General features: G+C 67.7%; 12 protein-coding genes. 4 read left to right on the forward strand and 8 right to left on the reverse strand.

Annotated features, from left to right (window positions below; translation table 11 throughout):
• Window positions 1-13: 13 nt before the first annotated feature.
• The 4 genes from mutL to HLAC_RS03140 form a co-directional block, all read right to left on the reverse strand.
• Entirely contained in the window at window positions 14-2,317 is a 2,304-nt protein-coding gene (mutL, locus tag HLAC_RS03120) for a DNA mismatch repair endonuclease MutL (protein WP_012659864.1), read from the reverse strand.
• A 599-nt stretch (window positions 2,318-2,916) separates the two neighbouring features.
• A complete protein-coding gene (locus HLAC_RS03130; protein ID WP_012659865.1) occupies window positions 2,917-3,975 on the reverse strand; it encodes a sugar ABC transporter permease in 1,059 nt (352 codons plus the stop codon).
• A complete protein-coding gene (locus tag HLAC_RS03135) occupies window positions 3,972-4,967 on the reverse strand; it encodes a carbohydrate ABC transporter permease (protein WP_012659866.1) in 996 nt (331 codons plus the stop codon). The genes HLAC_RS03130 and HLAC_RS03135 overlap by 4 nt, the downstream gene beginning before the upstream one ends.
• Window positions 4,968-4,982: 15 nt before the next feature.
• On the reverse strand, window positions 4,983-6,287 hold the full coding sequence (locus tag HLAC_RS03140) for an extracellular solute-binding protein (protein WP_012659867.1): 1,305 nt from the start codon (window positions 6,285-6,287) through the stop codon (window positions 4,983-4,985).
• A 308-nt stretch (window positions 6,288-6,595) separates the two neighbouring features.
• On the opposite strand from HLAC_RS03140, the gene HLAC_RS03145 reads away from it, so the two are divergent.
• Window positions 6,596-7,729, forward strand: a complete 1,134-nt coding sequence (locus HLAC_RS03145) for an ABC transporter ATP-binding protein (RefSeq protein ID WP_049933191.1) — start codon at window positions 6,596-6,598, stop codon at window positions 7,727-7,729.
• Window positions 7,730-8,064: 335 nt separating this feature from the next.
• Here the strand turns inward: HLAC_RS03145 and HLAC_RS03150 are convergent, their stop codons facing one another.
• Entirely contained in the window at window positions 8,065-9,096 is a 1,032-nt protein-coding gene (locus HLAC_RS03150; protein ID WP_012659869.1) for a glutathione S-transferase family protein, read from the reverse strand.
• Between the two features lie 295 nt (window positions 9,097-9,391).
• Here HLAC_RS03150 and HLAC_RS03155 point away from each other — a divergent pair, with 295 nt between their 5' ends.
• The gene (locus HLAC_RS03155; RefSeq protein WP_012659870.1) at window positions 9,392-10,210 is read left to right on the forward strand and encodes a DUF7388 family protein; all 819 of its coding nucleotides are present in this window, start codon (window positions 9,392-9,394) and stop codon (window positions 10,208-10,210) included.
• Between the two features lie 61 nt (window positions 10,211-10,271).
• Entirely contained in the window at window positions 10,272-11,573 is a 1,302-nt protein-coding gene (locus HLAC_RS03160) for an NAD(P)/FAD-dependent oxidoreductase (protein ID WP_012659871.1), read from the forward strand.
• A 27-nt stretch (window positions 11,574-11,600) separates the two neighbouring features.
• Here the strand turns inward: HLAC_RS03160 and HLAC_RS03165 are convergent, their stop codons facing one another.
• The 3 genes from HLAC_RS03165 to HLAC_RS03170 form a co-directional block, all read right to left on the reverse strand.
• Entirely contained in the window at window positions 11,601-12,044 is a 444-nt protein-coding gene (locus HLAC_RS03165; RefSeq protein ID WP_012659872.1) for an Hsp20/alpha crystallin family protein, read from the reverse strand.
• Between the two features lie 3 nt (window positions 12,045-12,047).
• Window positions 12,048-12,203 (reverse strand): DUF7559 family protein, encoded by a 156-nt coding sequence (locus HLAC_RS19185; protein WP_008004573.1) that lies wholly within the window; start codon window positions 12,201-12,203, stop codon window positions 12,048-12,050.
• Between the two features lie 86 nt (window positions 12,204-12,289).
• On the reverse strand, window positions 12,290-12,721 hold the full coding sequence (locus HLAC_RS03170) for a hypothetical protein (RefSeq protein ID WP_012659873.1): 432 nt from the start codon (window positions 12,719-12,721) through the stop codon (window positions 12,290-12,292).
• A 94-nt stretch (window positions 12,722-12,815) separates the two neighbouring features.
• Between HLAC_RS03170 and HLAC_RS03175 the strand changes: the two genes are divergently transcribed.
• Entirely contained in the window at window positions 12,816-14,693 is a 1,878-nt protein-coding gene (locus tag HLAC_RS03175) for a radical SAM protein (RefSeq protein WP_012659874.1), read from the forward strand.
• Window position 14,694: the final 1 nt, after the last annotated feature.

A 14,694-nucleotide genomic window follows, 5' to 3' on the forward strand; every position in this document is an offset into this window, starting at 1 on the left:
GTCGAGCGGGTCGCTACTCTGTGCGTCGACCCGCGTGACCGGGGTAGTCACGCTCGAACCGGGAGCCGATCTCCTCGCGGTTGAGCCGGATCACGACTGGCCGACCGTGCGGGCAGGCGTAGGGGTTCTCGCAGTCGTCGAGCCGGTCGAGCAGGTCGACGACCGACCCCTCCGTCAGCGAGGTGTTCCCGGTCACGGAGGGGTAACACGCGAGATCCGCGAGCAGTTCGTCGACCACGTCCGTCACCGGCTCGTCGCCCGCGGTCGCGTCGCCGACGAGCGCGGAGAGCACGTCTCGGAGGAGTTCGGGATCGAGCGCGGCGTCGAACACCGCCGGGACCGACTCGACGACCACCTCGCGCTCGTCCGCGCGCTCGGCTCGGAATCCGACCCCCGCGAGGTCATCGACGAACTCCTCGAACAGCGCGGCCTCCCGGGCGGTGAGTTCGATCCGAACTGGTTCCGCGAGCGCCTGCGCGTCGGCACCGTCTGCGAAGGCGGTCTGCAGGCGCTCGTAGTTCACTCGCTCGTCGGCGGCGTGCTGGTCGATCAACACGAGCCCGTCTGGCGCTTCCGCGATGACGTACGTCTCGTGGAGTTGACCGAGTACCCGTAGCGGCGGGAGCGAATCGTAGGTGCGCTCCGCGCTCGTCGGCTCGCCATCGAGGGTCCGCTGTGCGGTCGCGGTCGAGCGCGGTTGGGCCGTCGGCTCCCGTCGTCCGCCCGACGCGTCGGCGGTGGGATCAGGTGAGGTGTCGGTGGCGCCAGAATCCTCGTTGTCGTCGGTCGCCGAGCCGCCGAATCGGTCGAGTCCGCCGGCCTCTCCGGCGTCGCCCTCGGTGTCGGCCTCGACGCCGGCGACCGCGCCAGTGTCGCCCTCCTCCGTACCGTCCTCGGCGTCGTCCGGCTCCGACTGCCAGCTCCGCGGCGAGGGGCGGTCGGACGCGGAACCGGCGGAACTGTTGGAACCGTCGGGAGCGGTGGGCCCGGCTGACTCGCCGGTGCGGTCGGCGGGCGGGCCGCCCGGATCAGCGGTGTCGTCCGAACTCACGTCGCCGACTGCCCACGCGTCATCGTCCGTGGGGTCCAGTTCGGACGCGTCGGCCGCGGATCCGGCGGCCGAATCGTCGTTGCCGTCCCGGCTCTCACCGGCCCTGTCGCCGCTCTCGCGGTCTTCGAGCGCGGCGCGCTCGTGATCGGTTCCGGCGCCGCCGATGGCCTCGGTCTCCGGCCCTTCGGGGTTGATCTCTGTCTGATCGGGGGCCGACTGCCCTCGCGGTGCGGTCGAGCGGATCAGCCCGTGGTCGAGCAGCGCGGCCTCGACCGCCTCCTCGACCGCGGCGCGTACCGCCGGCTCCTCGTCGAACCGGACTTCGAGCTTGCGCGGATGGACGTTCACGTCGACGTCGCCCGGCGGGACCTCGACGAAGAGCACCGCGAAGGGATACCGATCGGGTGCGAGTTGGCCGCCGTACGCGTCGAGGACGGCGTCGCGGAGGGCGCCCGCCGTGACGTACCGACCGTTGACGTAGGTCGCGAGGTATTCGCGGCTCGACCGGGTCGTCTCCGGGTGGGAGACGAGGCCGGTGACACTGTGAACGGGCGAGTCGGTGTCCGAATTACCCGGTTCCCACTCCATGTCCACCATCGCGTCCGCGACCTCGCGGCCATAGACCGCGAGGACGGCAGACCGGAGGTCACCGTTCCCCTCCGTCGCGAACGTCTCCCGTCCGTCGTGTTCCAGCGAGACGGCGACGCCGGGGTTCGCGAGCGCGTAGCCGGTGACGACCGCATTCACGCGGTCGAACTCGGTGGCGGTCCGCTTGAGGAACTTCTTGCGGGCGGGGGTGTTGTAGAAGAGGCCGTCGACCTCCACGGTCGTCCCCTCGGGACAGCCGGCGGGACGGACGTCTCCCACGTCGCCGCCCTCGACGGTAATCTCTGAGCCCGCGTCGGCTCCTGGTGGGCGCGACCGGACGGTGAGCCGCGAGACCGCGCCGACGGTGTACAGCGCCTCGCCGCGGAAGCCGAGGGTGCCGACGCCGTGATCGAGGTCCTCAATCTTGCCGATCTTCGAGGTAGCGTGTTCCGCGACGGCCGCCTCCAGTTGGTCTGCGGGGATGCCGACGCCGTCGTCTCGGATGCGGATCCCCTCGGTGCCGCCCGCCTCGACCGAGACGGCCACGCGCGTCGCGCCCGCATCGAGGCTGTTCTCGATCAGCTCCTTGACGACGCTGGCCGGACGCTCGACGACTTCACCGGCCGCGATGCGCTGGACGGTCCGCTCATCCAACCGCTCGATGTTCGGCGGCTCCATTGCTACCCTCCGGTCGGACGAGCGCGCACTTGAACCCCTTGTCGTCGTCGGCGACGCGAGACTGACGGTGTGTCAGAGCGCAGGACTACTTATAAACCGAATTGCGGTGGCGCGCGCCTCCGAGCGGCCGGCAGGCCGCGAGTAGTGAGGGACCGAAGGTCCCTCTGACAGCCGCCGGCGAGAGCGCCGCGCGAGGTCGCCGGCGCTACGCGCCGGCTGCCAGAGAATCTTCGATTCTCGCTGGACGCGGTGAGCGCTCGGAGAGCGCGAACCGCGAGGCTAGGGAGGTGTGAGGTGCAGTTGCGGTCGGGTGAGGATTCAAAGGGGCAGCCGCACTCGACGAACCGCAGCGAGCTGTGGGAGTCGAGCGCGGCTGGGGATTTGGCGGTGTTCGCCGTCGATCTACTAGTAACCGTTTATAAGCGAGCGGCTGGCTCTCTGGAGGTCGTCACCGTCGATCCGCTATCAATCACTTATAAGCGATCGGCTGGGGCGTCGAAGCAGTCTACCACCAAGTCACCGATCACGTATAAGTAGAATAAGTAAACACAAGAACGAGAGACCGCAGAACGGAGGGGAACCGGGTCGAAACCCGTCTATCACTCCATCCCGCCGAACGAGAGCCCGTCTTCGACGGAGCGCTGCGCCGCGAAGTAGACGACCGCGACGGGGAGCGCGAACAGGTTCGCGAACGCCGCGAACCGCGTCCACGGCGTCGAGAATCGCCCCTCGGTCGCGATGTTGTACAGCTCCACCGAGAGCGGGTAGTTCTCGGGGCGCAGCAGCGTCTGCGCGATGATGAACTCGTTCCACCCGGCGAGCCAGACGAAGATGAGCACGACGGCGAGCCCCGGCTTCGTCAGCGGGAGGATGACCTCCCGGATCGTGTCTAGGAAGCTCGCGCCGTCGACCATCGCCGCCTCCTCGTAGGAGATGGGGATGTTGTCCATGTACGTCTTCAGCAGCCACGTGTTGAACGGGATCGCCGACGCCGCGTAGAACAGCCCGAGGATGAACAGGTTGTTCGTGAGCCCGTAGCTGCTGAACAGCGAGTACAGCGCCACGAGCGTCGCGATCGATAGCCCGGCGCCGATCTGCGTGAACAGCACGTAGCCGTAGAGGATTCGCTTGCGACCCACGAACTGTCGGCGCGAAAACGCATATGCTGCCGGGACGATCATCCCGAACCCGGCGGCGAGCGTCACGCTGACGATGTAGAGGCTGTTGAACAGGGCGCCGGGACCGGTCTCGGTACCGGCCCACTGGAAGCTGACCAGCCCGCTCCCCCCGCCGAGGACGAGCTGGGGATACCCCCAGTCGCCGTCGACGAAGAAGAAGTCGGACTCGAAGATCACCCACCGGTACGCGTCGAGGTTGTATGTCGACGGGTCCGGGAAGATCCCGCTCGTGTTGAACAACCGAGACCCTTCCGCGAGCGACGCGCTCGTGATCCAGAACAGCGGGAACAGCAGCACGAGCACCATCGCGAGCCCGAACAGAGTCATCAGGACGCTCTTGGCGACGTCCCACGGGGTGCGCTTCCCCGTGCGAACGTCGTATATCGCCCGCTGGATCAGCACGGAGAACCGCTTCGGAGCGGTCGCGAACGCGATCAGCTTCGAGCGGATCAGCGCGAGCGTGGAGCCGAGGAGGCTCATTCGTCACCCACCCCCTCGGCAAGGCCGCCGTAGCGGACGGCGGCGTACATGAACAGCCCGACGAACACGATGCCGACGATCAAGATTGCGGCCGATAAGCCGAACTGATTGAACGTGATCGCCTCGCGGTAGCCGTACACGATGATCAGCTCGTTCTGCCGCGACGGGCCGCCCTGATTGAACACCCACGGGATCAGGAACTGCTGGAACGACGTCGCAGCGGTGAGGATGGATGCGAACAACACCGGCCCCTTGATCGCGGGCAGCGTCACGGTTCGGAACCGCTGGAGCGCCCCGGCGCCGTCGACCATCGCGGCCTCGTGGAGCGATCGGGGCACGTCCTGCAGTGCGCTCACGATGATGATCACCATGAACGGGTACGCCAGCCATACCTCTGTGGTGACGTACGCGAAGAACGCCTCCCAGCGACCGCTGAGGAAGCCGATCGGCACGTCAAAGAGGAGGAGTTCGGGGGCCGACAGCGACGACATAAACTCGTTGTAGCGGCCCAAGATTGTGTTGAACACGCCGTACCGTGCGTCGCTGAACATCCCACGCCAGACGGTGATCGTGAAGATGCCGGGGAATCCCAGCGGGACGATCACCGCCGCGCGCATGTACCGCTTGCCGGCGACGCGCACGTGGTTCAACAGGAGGGCGATCCCCACGGCGAGGAACACCTTGAGAACGAGCGAGACGGCGACGAACAGCCACGTCGTCGTCATCGATGTCCAGAACTGCGAGTCGCCGATCAGCTGGACGTAGTTGGCCAGCCCGATCAGCTCGGCACCGCCCCCGATCACCGACCCGGCGAACGTTGCGTCGGTGAGCGAGATGTAGAAGAGATAGAAGATCGGGTACAGCATGAAACTGGAGAAGAGGAGCACGCCGGGGGCGACGAGCAGGAGCCCCCAGTCGCGACTGGAGAAGGGCAGCGCTGCGCGGAGGCGCGACAGCCCGCTGACGTCGGTGCCGATTTGCGAAGAGGCCATGGCTCCGAGCGGTGTCTACAGCGCCTCCCGGATCTCGGAGGCGGCCTGGTCGAGCGCCGCGTCGCTGTCCTGCTCGTCGTTGAAGACGCGCTCTAACGCGTCCGTTACGGGCGTCCAGACGCTGTCCATGTCGGGGTGTGTCGGGATGGGGACACCGTGATCGACCTGTTGGGCGAACGCCTGAACCTCGCTGGAGAGGTCGTCGTTGTCGACGACGTTCGTGAGGACGGGGATATACCCCTGTTCGTCGGCGTTGCTCAGGACGATGTCCTCGTTGGTCGTGTACCACTCGGCGAGCCCGGTCGTGGCGTCGACCGTCGATTGGTCGGCGTCCGCCAGCATCGAGCTGAAGTAGAACAGCTGGATCCCGGAGTACGTACGCGGGTTGTTCCCGTCGACGGTCGGCAGCGTCGTGACGCCGAGGTTGTCGATTTCGTCCTGAAGGTTGCCGAGTTCCCACGGGCCGTTGATCGCGAACGGCGCGAGCCCGTCCGCGAACGCGACGATCTGCGACTCGTAGCCGGGGTCGGACGGAACGTAGTCGGACAGCGTCTCGAGGGCGTCTATGCCCTGCTTACACGCGTCGCTGTCGACGGTCACCTTGAGGTTCTCCTCATCGAAGATGTCCCCGCCGTACGCCTGGATGAACCCGCTGACGAAGTAGGGGTCCGTCACGGGGTACGAGAGCCCGTACTGCCCGTTGGCCGGGTCGTGGTGGTCGTCCATGATCGAGACCATCTCTTCCATCGTCTCCGGCGGCTCGTCGACCATGTCCTCGTTGTAGAACAGCGCGACGGTCTCGGAGGCGAACGGGAGCCCGTGGAGGGCGCCGTCGAACTGGGCGGCCTGCCGGGCGGTCTCGGTGTAGCTGTCGAGCGAGACGTCGACATCGTCACTCGCGTCGTACAGGAACGGCGGTTCCTCGCGGACTGCAAACCGGCCGACCCAGTCGTGCGCCCAGATCCACGATTCGGGGCCGTCGCCGGCCGGAATCGCCGTCTCGAGCTGCTGGTCGAGTTCTCCGCCGGGCGCCTCCTTGTTGATGGTGTCGCCCGAATCCGACTCGTACTCGTCGATGTAGCCGGACATGGCCTCGTCCTCGGCGGCGGAGAGGTCGGCCCACAGCGTCGTGGTGCCCGTCGTTCCGCTGTCGGAACCGTCGGAGCCGTCGGAACCGTCCGAACCATTGGAACCGTCTGACCCGTCGGAGCCGTCGCCGCCGTCGCCGCCGTCGCCGCCGGTGCTGATACAACCCGCGAGCGCAGCGAGCGCGGTCGATCCCCCCATCGTCTTCAGAAGCGTTCTGCGTTTCTCGTTCATGAGACTACAACAAACGATGAATTACATATTCATACATTTAGTACTTTGGGTCATCCCCACAGCGACCCCTGAAACGCGCGGATCGGGCCGCAGCGTACGGATCGGATCACGGCGGAATGGCTTCGCTCTAGCTGTCTCCGGTGCTGCGGTCGAGTGGTCGATCGCACTCGGCGTTCCTCCGGTACCGCGACCGGCGGACTGTTCGGTGCTGCATTCGATGCCCCGTTCAATATTTAAGATGAGATCGTTCCTCACATATCGACAAAACAGCAAAGAACTAATATGCCAGTAGGACCGTTCTCATGGAAATGGCACGAGTCACGCTCGACACACTCCGAAAGGAGTTCGACCGGGGGACCATCGTCGCCGTCGACGACATCGATCTGGAGATCGAGGACGGCGAGTTTGTGACCGTTGTCGGGCCGTCGGGCTGCGGGAAGACGACCACGCTCCGGATGGTCGCGGGACTGGAGGAGCCAACGTCGGGCGCCGTTCGGTTCGACGACGAGGACGTCACCGAGGTTCACGCGAAGGAGCGCCCGGTCGCGATGGTGTTCCAGAACTACGCGCTGTACCCCCACAAGACGGTTCTGGAAAACATGGCGTTCGGGCTCAAGATGAGCACCGACATGACCGCGGAGCAGCGACGCGAGCGCGTGACGGAGATGGCCGAGATGATGGGGATCGAGGATCTGCTCGACGACAAGCCGGACGAGCTCTCCGGCGGACAGAAACAGCGCGTCGCCCTCGGCCGCGCCATCGCCCGCGAGCCCGAAGTGTTCCTGTTCGACGAGCCGCTCTCGAACCTCGACGCCAAGCTCCGCACCGAGATGCGCGCGGAGATTCAGAAGCTCCAGAAGGAGTTCGGCGTCACCGCGATGTACGTTACCCATGACCAAGAAGAGGCGATGACGATGGGCGACCGCCTCGCCATCTTGAACGACGGGAAGCTCCAGCAGGTCGGGAAGCCCACCGAGGTGTACGAGAACCCGGTCAACAAGTTCGTCGCCGGCTTCATTGGTTCGCCGTCGATGAACTTCATCGACGTGGATGTCGAGACCGACGGCTCGTCGGCGACGATCCACGACGACGCGTCAGGGCTCGCGTTCGAGCTCAGCGACGAGTACGTCGCGGGTCACGAGCTGGAGAACGCCCCCTACACGCTCGGAATCCGGCCCGAGAACATTCGGATCGTGGAGAATCCGACCGGCGACGAGACGCTCACCTCGACCGTCGAGGTCGTCGAGCCGATCGGCTCCGACAACTACGTCCACCTCACGATCAACGAGGACTTTCTCGCGCGCTCGACCCCGGACGTCCTGCCCGAGACCGGCGACGAGGTGGGCGTGGTGTTCGAGGAAACGAACATTCACCTGTTCGACGCGGAGACCGGCGAAGACGTGTTCCTAACCGACGAGGAGATCGCGGCTGCAGTGGCCTGATACGGACCGTGTTCTCGAAGCGAGCCCGTGTTCATCGCCGTCGACGTGTTGTACGATCGCTTATAACTGACTGATAGCGGATCGACGGTGGACACTTCCAAAGTCCCAGCCGCCCCGCAACCGCACCTCACACCTCCCCAGCCTCGTCGCCGGACGTAGCGCCGGCGACCTCGCGCGGCGCTCTCGCCGGCGGCTTCGCCGCCGGCTGTCAGAGGGACCTTCGGTCCCTCACTACTCGCGGCCGCTTAAAAGCGGCCGCTCGGAGGCGCGCGCCACCGCATTAATAGGGTTTCAAAAACCGATTTATAATCCGTTTCGTCCAGTGCGTTCGAGCCTCAGTCAGCCGCGTTCGGCGTCGGCGCCTCGTCGTCGAGCCGGTCGCGATCGTGCGCCGCCTCCCAGTCGAGGTCCGGACCGCGCGCGATGATGCCGGTTGGGGTCACGTCCGGGTGCGTCGTGTAGTAGTGCTCCTTGATGTGCGCCATGTTCACCGTCTCGGCGACGCCCTCGGTCTGGTAGAGATCCCGCAGGTACGGCCACAGGTGCTCGTACTGGTGGACGAACTTCTTGTTACACATGAAGTGGGTGTGGTACACCTGGTCGAACCGGACCAGCGTCGTGAACATGCAAATGTCGGCCTCGGTCAGCGAGTCGCCGACGAGGTAACGCTGGTCGGCGAGGTGGTCGTTCCAGCGATCGAGCGCGCCGAACAGCTCGTCGATCGCCTCGTCGTAGGCCGCCTGCGAGGTTGCGAACCCGGCGCGGTAGACGCCGTTGTTAACGGGTTCGTAGATTTCGGTGATCACCTCGTCGACATCCGCGACGGTCGCCTCGTCGTCGGGGGTGGGCAGCAGCGACGCGTCGTTGCCGAGGTCGTCGAACGCAGTCGAGAGTATGCGAAGGATCTCGCGCGACTCGTTGTTGACGACCGTCCCCTCCTCGGTGTCCCACAGCACGGGGACGGTCACGCGGCAGGTGGCGTCGGGGTCGGCCTCGATGTACAGCTCTCGGAGATAGTCGCTGCCGTGGAGCTTGTCGGGCGTACAGCCCTCCTTCTCGGGAGTGAACTGCCAGCCCCCCTCGCCGCGGTACGGGTCGACGACCGAGACGTCGATCGCGTCTTCCAATCCGAGCAGCGATCGCGCGAGTAGCGTCCGGTGGGCCCACGGGCAGGCGTACGAGACGTACAGGTGGTACCGGCCCGCCTCGGGTTGGAATCGGTCGTCCGGCTCGGCGTCGATGTGATCCGGCACGTCGCTGCCGGCGATCCAGTTCCGAAAGGTCGTCTCGCCGCGCTGGAACGAGCCGTCCCCGTCGGTCGCCTCGTACGTGTCGGTCCGCCACTCGCCGTCGACGAGCTGGTTCATACCGATCGCACGGGCGCGAGCCCCATAACGTGGCCGGGGACGTGCGTGTCACCGGGTGCGTCGACGACGCCGACGGCAATATTGCCGCGTCGCGACGGGTTTATGAAACGGACGCGACTACCGATATGCAGTCATGGCCGCACAGGCGATGGATCGCGTTCCGCGATCGTGATGAGGTCTTCTTCGTGAGTATTGACACCGCGTGGCGAACCGACGCCTCCCGCCGGGGAGCCGCTGCTCCGCGAACCGCGCAGCCGTTGCGACCCGCAGCGTCGTCCGGCGGGGTGATCGCCCGATGCTGACCGGTCGCGAGGCGGTCGCCCGAGCCGGTATCGACGCCGTGGCGCTGAAGCCCGCGGAGTGCGACGTCTCCCGGGCAGCCGAACTCCCGATCGATCGGGTGACGATCGACTACGAGGGGCGCGAACACCTCCCGGACGCGGAGACGCTCGACCGACTGGCCGCGGAGGCGGAGCTGTACGTCACCACGCCGGTCCGGGCGGACGGATTCGACCCGCTCGGCGACGATTCGCTGATCGACAAGATTCCGGACCCGGCCCGCCGGGTGCTCGTGGCGGGCCACGGCGCGTACCTCTCGAAGGACGAGTCGTCGCGCGCGGTCGCTCCGCGGCTCGGAGCCGCGCGGCGCGACGCCCCCGACGCGTGGGTCGGCACGGAGGGCGTCGAGCGCGTCGCGCTGGCGGCGGGCGGGACCCAGTTCGAATTGCTCTCTCGGTCGACCGATCGAGACGTGCGTGGGCTCCGCGCCGCCGGGTTCGACGGCGAGATCGCCGTCTACGCGCCGACCGTCCTGACCGACGACGAGGACGTCGTCCTCGACGCCGTGGGCGCGTACGTCGCCCGCCGCCGGCCGGTGGCCCGCGCGCTCCCGGACGGGGACGGAGATGGAAGCGGAGACGACCCCGACACCGCCCCGCCCACGGACGCCTCGGCGACGGGGCGCACCCGAGAGGTGCTCTCGGCGGCCGCTCGGGACTTCGCGCTCGTCGGGTCGCCAGAGACGGTCCGCGAGCGAGTCGATGCGCTTCGGGAGGCCGGTGTCGACCACGTGGTCGGCTACCCCGCCCGCGGGATCGACGAGTTCCTGTTGTAGCGGCCGCCCGCGCCGCGCTCACCCCCGTCGTTTTTAAGACGTACCCGTGAAACGCGAGCCCATGAGCCGGCCCGACGCTCCGGCGGACCGAGACGCTCTCACACCTGCAGTCGCGGTCGTCGGCGGCGGCGCCGTCGGCGTCACCGCGGCCGCCGACCTCGCGGCCCGCGGCGCCGAGGTGACGCTGTACGACCGCAGCGACCTCGGCGCCGGAAGCTCCGGGCGCGCCGCGGGCGTGCTGTACGACGCGTACGCCGAGGACGTCGACGCCGCGCTGGCTGCCCGCGCGATGGAACGATTCCGGGCGTTCGACCGATCGCTCCCCGAATTCACGTTCACGCCGTGCCCGTACGTCATCGCCGTTCGCGAGGGCGACCCGGACGCCGAGGCCGTGCCGGCGATGGTCGACCGGATGCGCGCGCACGATCGCGCCGTCTCACTCGTCGACCTCGAGACGCTCGGCGAGCAGTTCCCCGTCACGACCGACGACCTCGCGGTCGCCGCGGTGGCCGAGGGCGCCGGCTGGTGTGATCCCGCGAGCTACGTCGCCGCCATGGGCGAGCGGGCGCGTCGCGAGGGCGTCGCCGTCGAAACCCACACGCCCGTCTCGCTCGCAGGCGACGGCCCCGAACTACGGGTCGGGGGTAGCAGAGCGGTAGACGGCGAAACGGTGGACGATGAAGGCGCGGATCGGAGCGTAGAGACCCGCTCGTTCGACGCCCTCGTCGTCGCCACCGGCGCGCACACCGCCGGTTTCCTCGGCGGCGCGAGGATCGAGGTTCCCGTGGTTCCCTACCGCGTGCAGGCGCTGACTGCCGGACTCGGTGGCAGCGGATCGGCGAGCTACGACGGCCCGATGGTGTACGACGCGACCGCGGGCGTGTATGTCCGACCGCATCCGACCGGTCTGCTCGCCGGCGACGGCACGGAGCCGGTTCCGGCCGACCCGGACGACTACGACCGGACGGGCGACGACTGGTTCGTCGAGTCGGTCTCGGCGACGCTCCGCGAGCGACTTGACGCAGTCGGCGAGGACCGTGCGGTTGGCGCGGACGGCCCAGCCGTCGAATGCGCGTGGGCCGGTCTCTGCACGGCGACTCCCGACGGCGACCCGCTTGTCGGGGCAGTCGGCGACCCCGCCGACCGCGTGTTTGTCGCCGCCGGCTGGCAGGGCCACGGGTTCATGCGCGCGCCAGCGATCGGCGAGCTCGTCGCCGAAGGGGTGTTGGCATCACTCGGCGGGATCGAAGCTGAGGATCCGGACTCGCCGTGGATCGACGCGTTCGATCCCGATCGATTTGACGGGAACGAAGAGTTCGACATCGCGGAGGGGATGTCGGTGGAGAGCCGGGTCGAGGAGTGAGAAAGGGGAACTCGGACTGGGCCGGGATCAGGTGTCGTCGGTCGAATCGCTTTCCTCGTCGTCCTCCTCGACGACTGCCACGTCGCGCGCATCGTCCTTCTTCGGGATCTTCACCTGGAGGGTTCCGTTTCGCGTGAGCGTCGCGTTCGCCCCCTGGGGAGTCACGTTTGCGTCGCGGGGAAGGTCGGCGCTTCCGGAAAGCGAGACACCGCGACCGGGGAACAGCATCTCGTAGCCGTCGTAGAAGTCGCGGAAACGGTCGAGTTCGACCTCAACGGTGTGATCGAGGAACGTCACGTTCAGGTCCTCGCCGCGGACGCCCGGGGCGTCGAAGACGACGAGATAGGCGTCGTCGCTCTCCAGGAGGTCGTACGAGAGCGGCCGCCGCTCCTGCATCTTGCTCCACCCGCGGCCGACGCGTTCGAGGGCGCGACGGACGACCGACCGGCCGGTCTCGACGAATCCGCTCACGGGTTACACCTCGATCTCGGCGAGGTCGCTCCCGCCGCAGTACGGACACGACAGGTCCTCGACCGCGTGGTCGTCGGGCACGTCGTACGTGTAGTGGTTCTCGAACATGTCGAGCTCGCAGTCGTCGCTCTCGCATTTGACCTCCATCGTCGATGGCATATACAGAGGTGTTGTGTCGGCGAGGGCTTAAACGGCGTGGCGGCGGCGGTCCGGTTCGACTGGACGCGCCGACTCCGCGAGGGCGATCAGATCCCTGCTCCGCGCAGCCGCTCGGGGACGACGGTGCGCTCGGCGAGGAACACGACGAGCGTCCCGAGCGCGACACCGACGAGGAAGCCGGGACCGTACGGGAAAAACGGGACCTCGAACGCGAGCGCGGCTCCCAGTCCGACGGGGATGGCGAGGATCGCGGCGCCGAAGGCGACGTACGTCAGCGTTTCCAGTCGATCCGGCGGGAGCCGGTCCCGCGCCACCCACGCAGCCGGTCCGAGGATGACCGCGGTCGCCGCGGCCCAGCCGGCGGCGAGTCCCCACGGGCGCGGATCGGCGCCGTAGAACTGTACCGCGGCGTACGCGCAGACCGCGCCGAGCGCGACGTACTGTCCGACCCGCTGACGACGGGACTGCGTGTCGTCGGCTGGAGATGGATCCGGGTCCGGAGGAGGCTCGGAGGGCATATCGGCCGATTCCGCGAGAGCGCTTATAAGCGATCCGGGGAACCCCAGACGTTCCGCACGCTTTTCCCGTCTCGGCCGACTACGGTGGGCCAACATGACCGATTCGCCCGCGTCGGGCCGGGGTTCGCTCCCGCCCGACCCGAACGACCTCTCCGTCACCATCGTCGACGGCTACGTCGACGAGCCAGCGCACTTCGGCGTGCCGCCGTACATCTCGACGTATCCGCGGTACACGGCCGGCGCGCTCGTCGACGCGGGCGTCCCCGAGGAGTCGATCACCTACCACACGATCGACGAGCTGCGCGAGGACCGGGGCAAGCACGCCGACGTCGCGAACGCGGACCTCATGGTGTACGTCGGCGGCATGACGGTTCCCGGGAAGTACGTCGGCGGGACTCCTGCGGAGCCGGACGAGGTGCGCGAGTTGGGGTGGACTGCGGACGGTGTCACTCTGCTAGGCGGCCCCGTGCGGTTCGGCGTCGGCGAGGAGAACGCGGGCGCACAGGAGACCGAGCGCGACGATCTCGACTACGACTTCGTCGCCATGGGCGATGTGGAGGCGGCCGCGTACGACCTCGTTCGCGAGGGGTTAGAGGGGTTCGGCAACCGGATGCGCGACAACGCGGAGATCGACCGCTGGGCCGAGAAGGGCGCGTTCGTCGTCAAGCAACACCCCAACCACCCGGACTACCTCATCTGCGAGATGGAGACCTCCCGCGGGTGCGCCTACCGGTGTTCGTTCTGTACCGAGCCGCTGTACGGGAGCCCGGCGTTCCGGGAGGCGCAGTCGGTCGTCGACGAGGTCGACGCGCTCTCCGATCGGGGAGTCAAGCATTTCCGGCTCGGCCGGCAGGCCGACATCCTCGCGTTCGGCGGCGACGGGGAGGCGCCGAACCCCGACGCGTTGCGCGAGCTGTACAGCGGGATCCGCGAGGTCGCGCCCGACCTGCGGACGCTCCACCTCGACAACATGAACCCGGTGACGATCACCGACTACCCGGAGGCCTCTCGCGAGGCGATCCGCGTGATCGCCGCACACAACACGCCCGGTGACACCGCGGCGTTCGGACTCGAATCGGCCGACCCGGTCGTTCAGGAGCAGAACAACCTGCTCGTCACCGCCGAGGAGTGTTTGGAGGCGGTCCGCGTCGTCAACGAGGAGGGCGGCTGGCGACCGGGCGACACCCCGGAGACGACCCCCGGCGCCGACGACCGAGTGATGGGGCCCTCGACCGGGCCGGACGCCTCGCCGCGGCTGCCGAAGCTGCTCCCCGGGATCAACCTCGTCCACGGGCTCGCGGGCGAGCGCCCGGAGACGTACGAACACAACAAGGAGTTCCTCCAGACGGTCTACGACGAGGGGCTCATGCTCCGCCGGATCAACATCCGGCAGGTGATGGCGTTCGCCGGCACGGAGATGGCCGAGACGGGCGCCGACATCGCACAGGAGCACAAAGACCAGTTTCAGGCGTACAAGCGGGAGGTCCGCGAGACCGTCGACAACCCGATGCTCGACCGAGTCGTCCCGCCGGGAACGGTCCTCCCCGATGTCCATCTGGAGTACCACCAAGACGGCAAGACGTTCGGCCGGCAGCTCGGCACGTACGCGCTCCTCGTCGCCGTACCGGGCGAGCGCGAGCTCGGCACCGCCATCGACGTGGCGATCACGGACCACGGCTACCGCTCGGTCACGGGCGTCCCGTACCCGATCGACGTCAACGCGGCGTCGATGGACGAGCTGACGGCGATCCCCGGAATCAACCGGAGTAAGGCGGGCGACATCGTCGTCGGGCGGCCGTACGGTTCCCTCGACGAGGTCGATTCCGGCGTCGCCGACCTCTCACGGTTCGCTGTCGCCGACGACGTGGACGTGGCAATCCCGGGACGAGACCGCTCGGGATCCGGCCCGGGGCCGGCCGCGCGCTCCCTACTCGATCGGCGCGACGGCTCTTCTGTCGGACGTGGAGACTGAG

This window comes from Halorubrum lacusprofundi ATCC 49239 (assembly GCF_000022205.1).
Classification (GTDB): domain Archaea; phylum Halobacteriota; class Halobacteria; order Halobacteriales; family Haloferacaceae; genus Halorubrum; species Halorubrum lacusprofundi.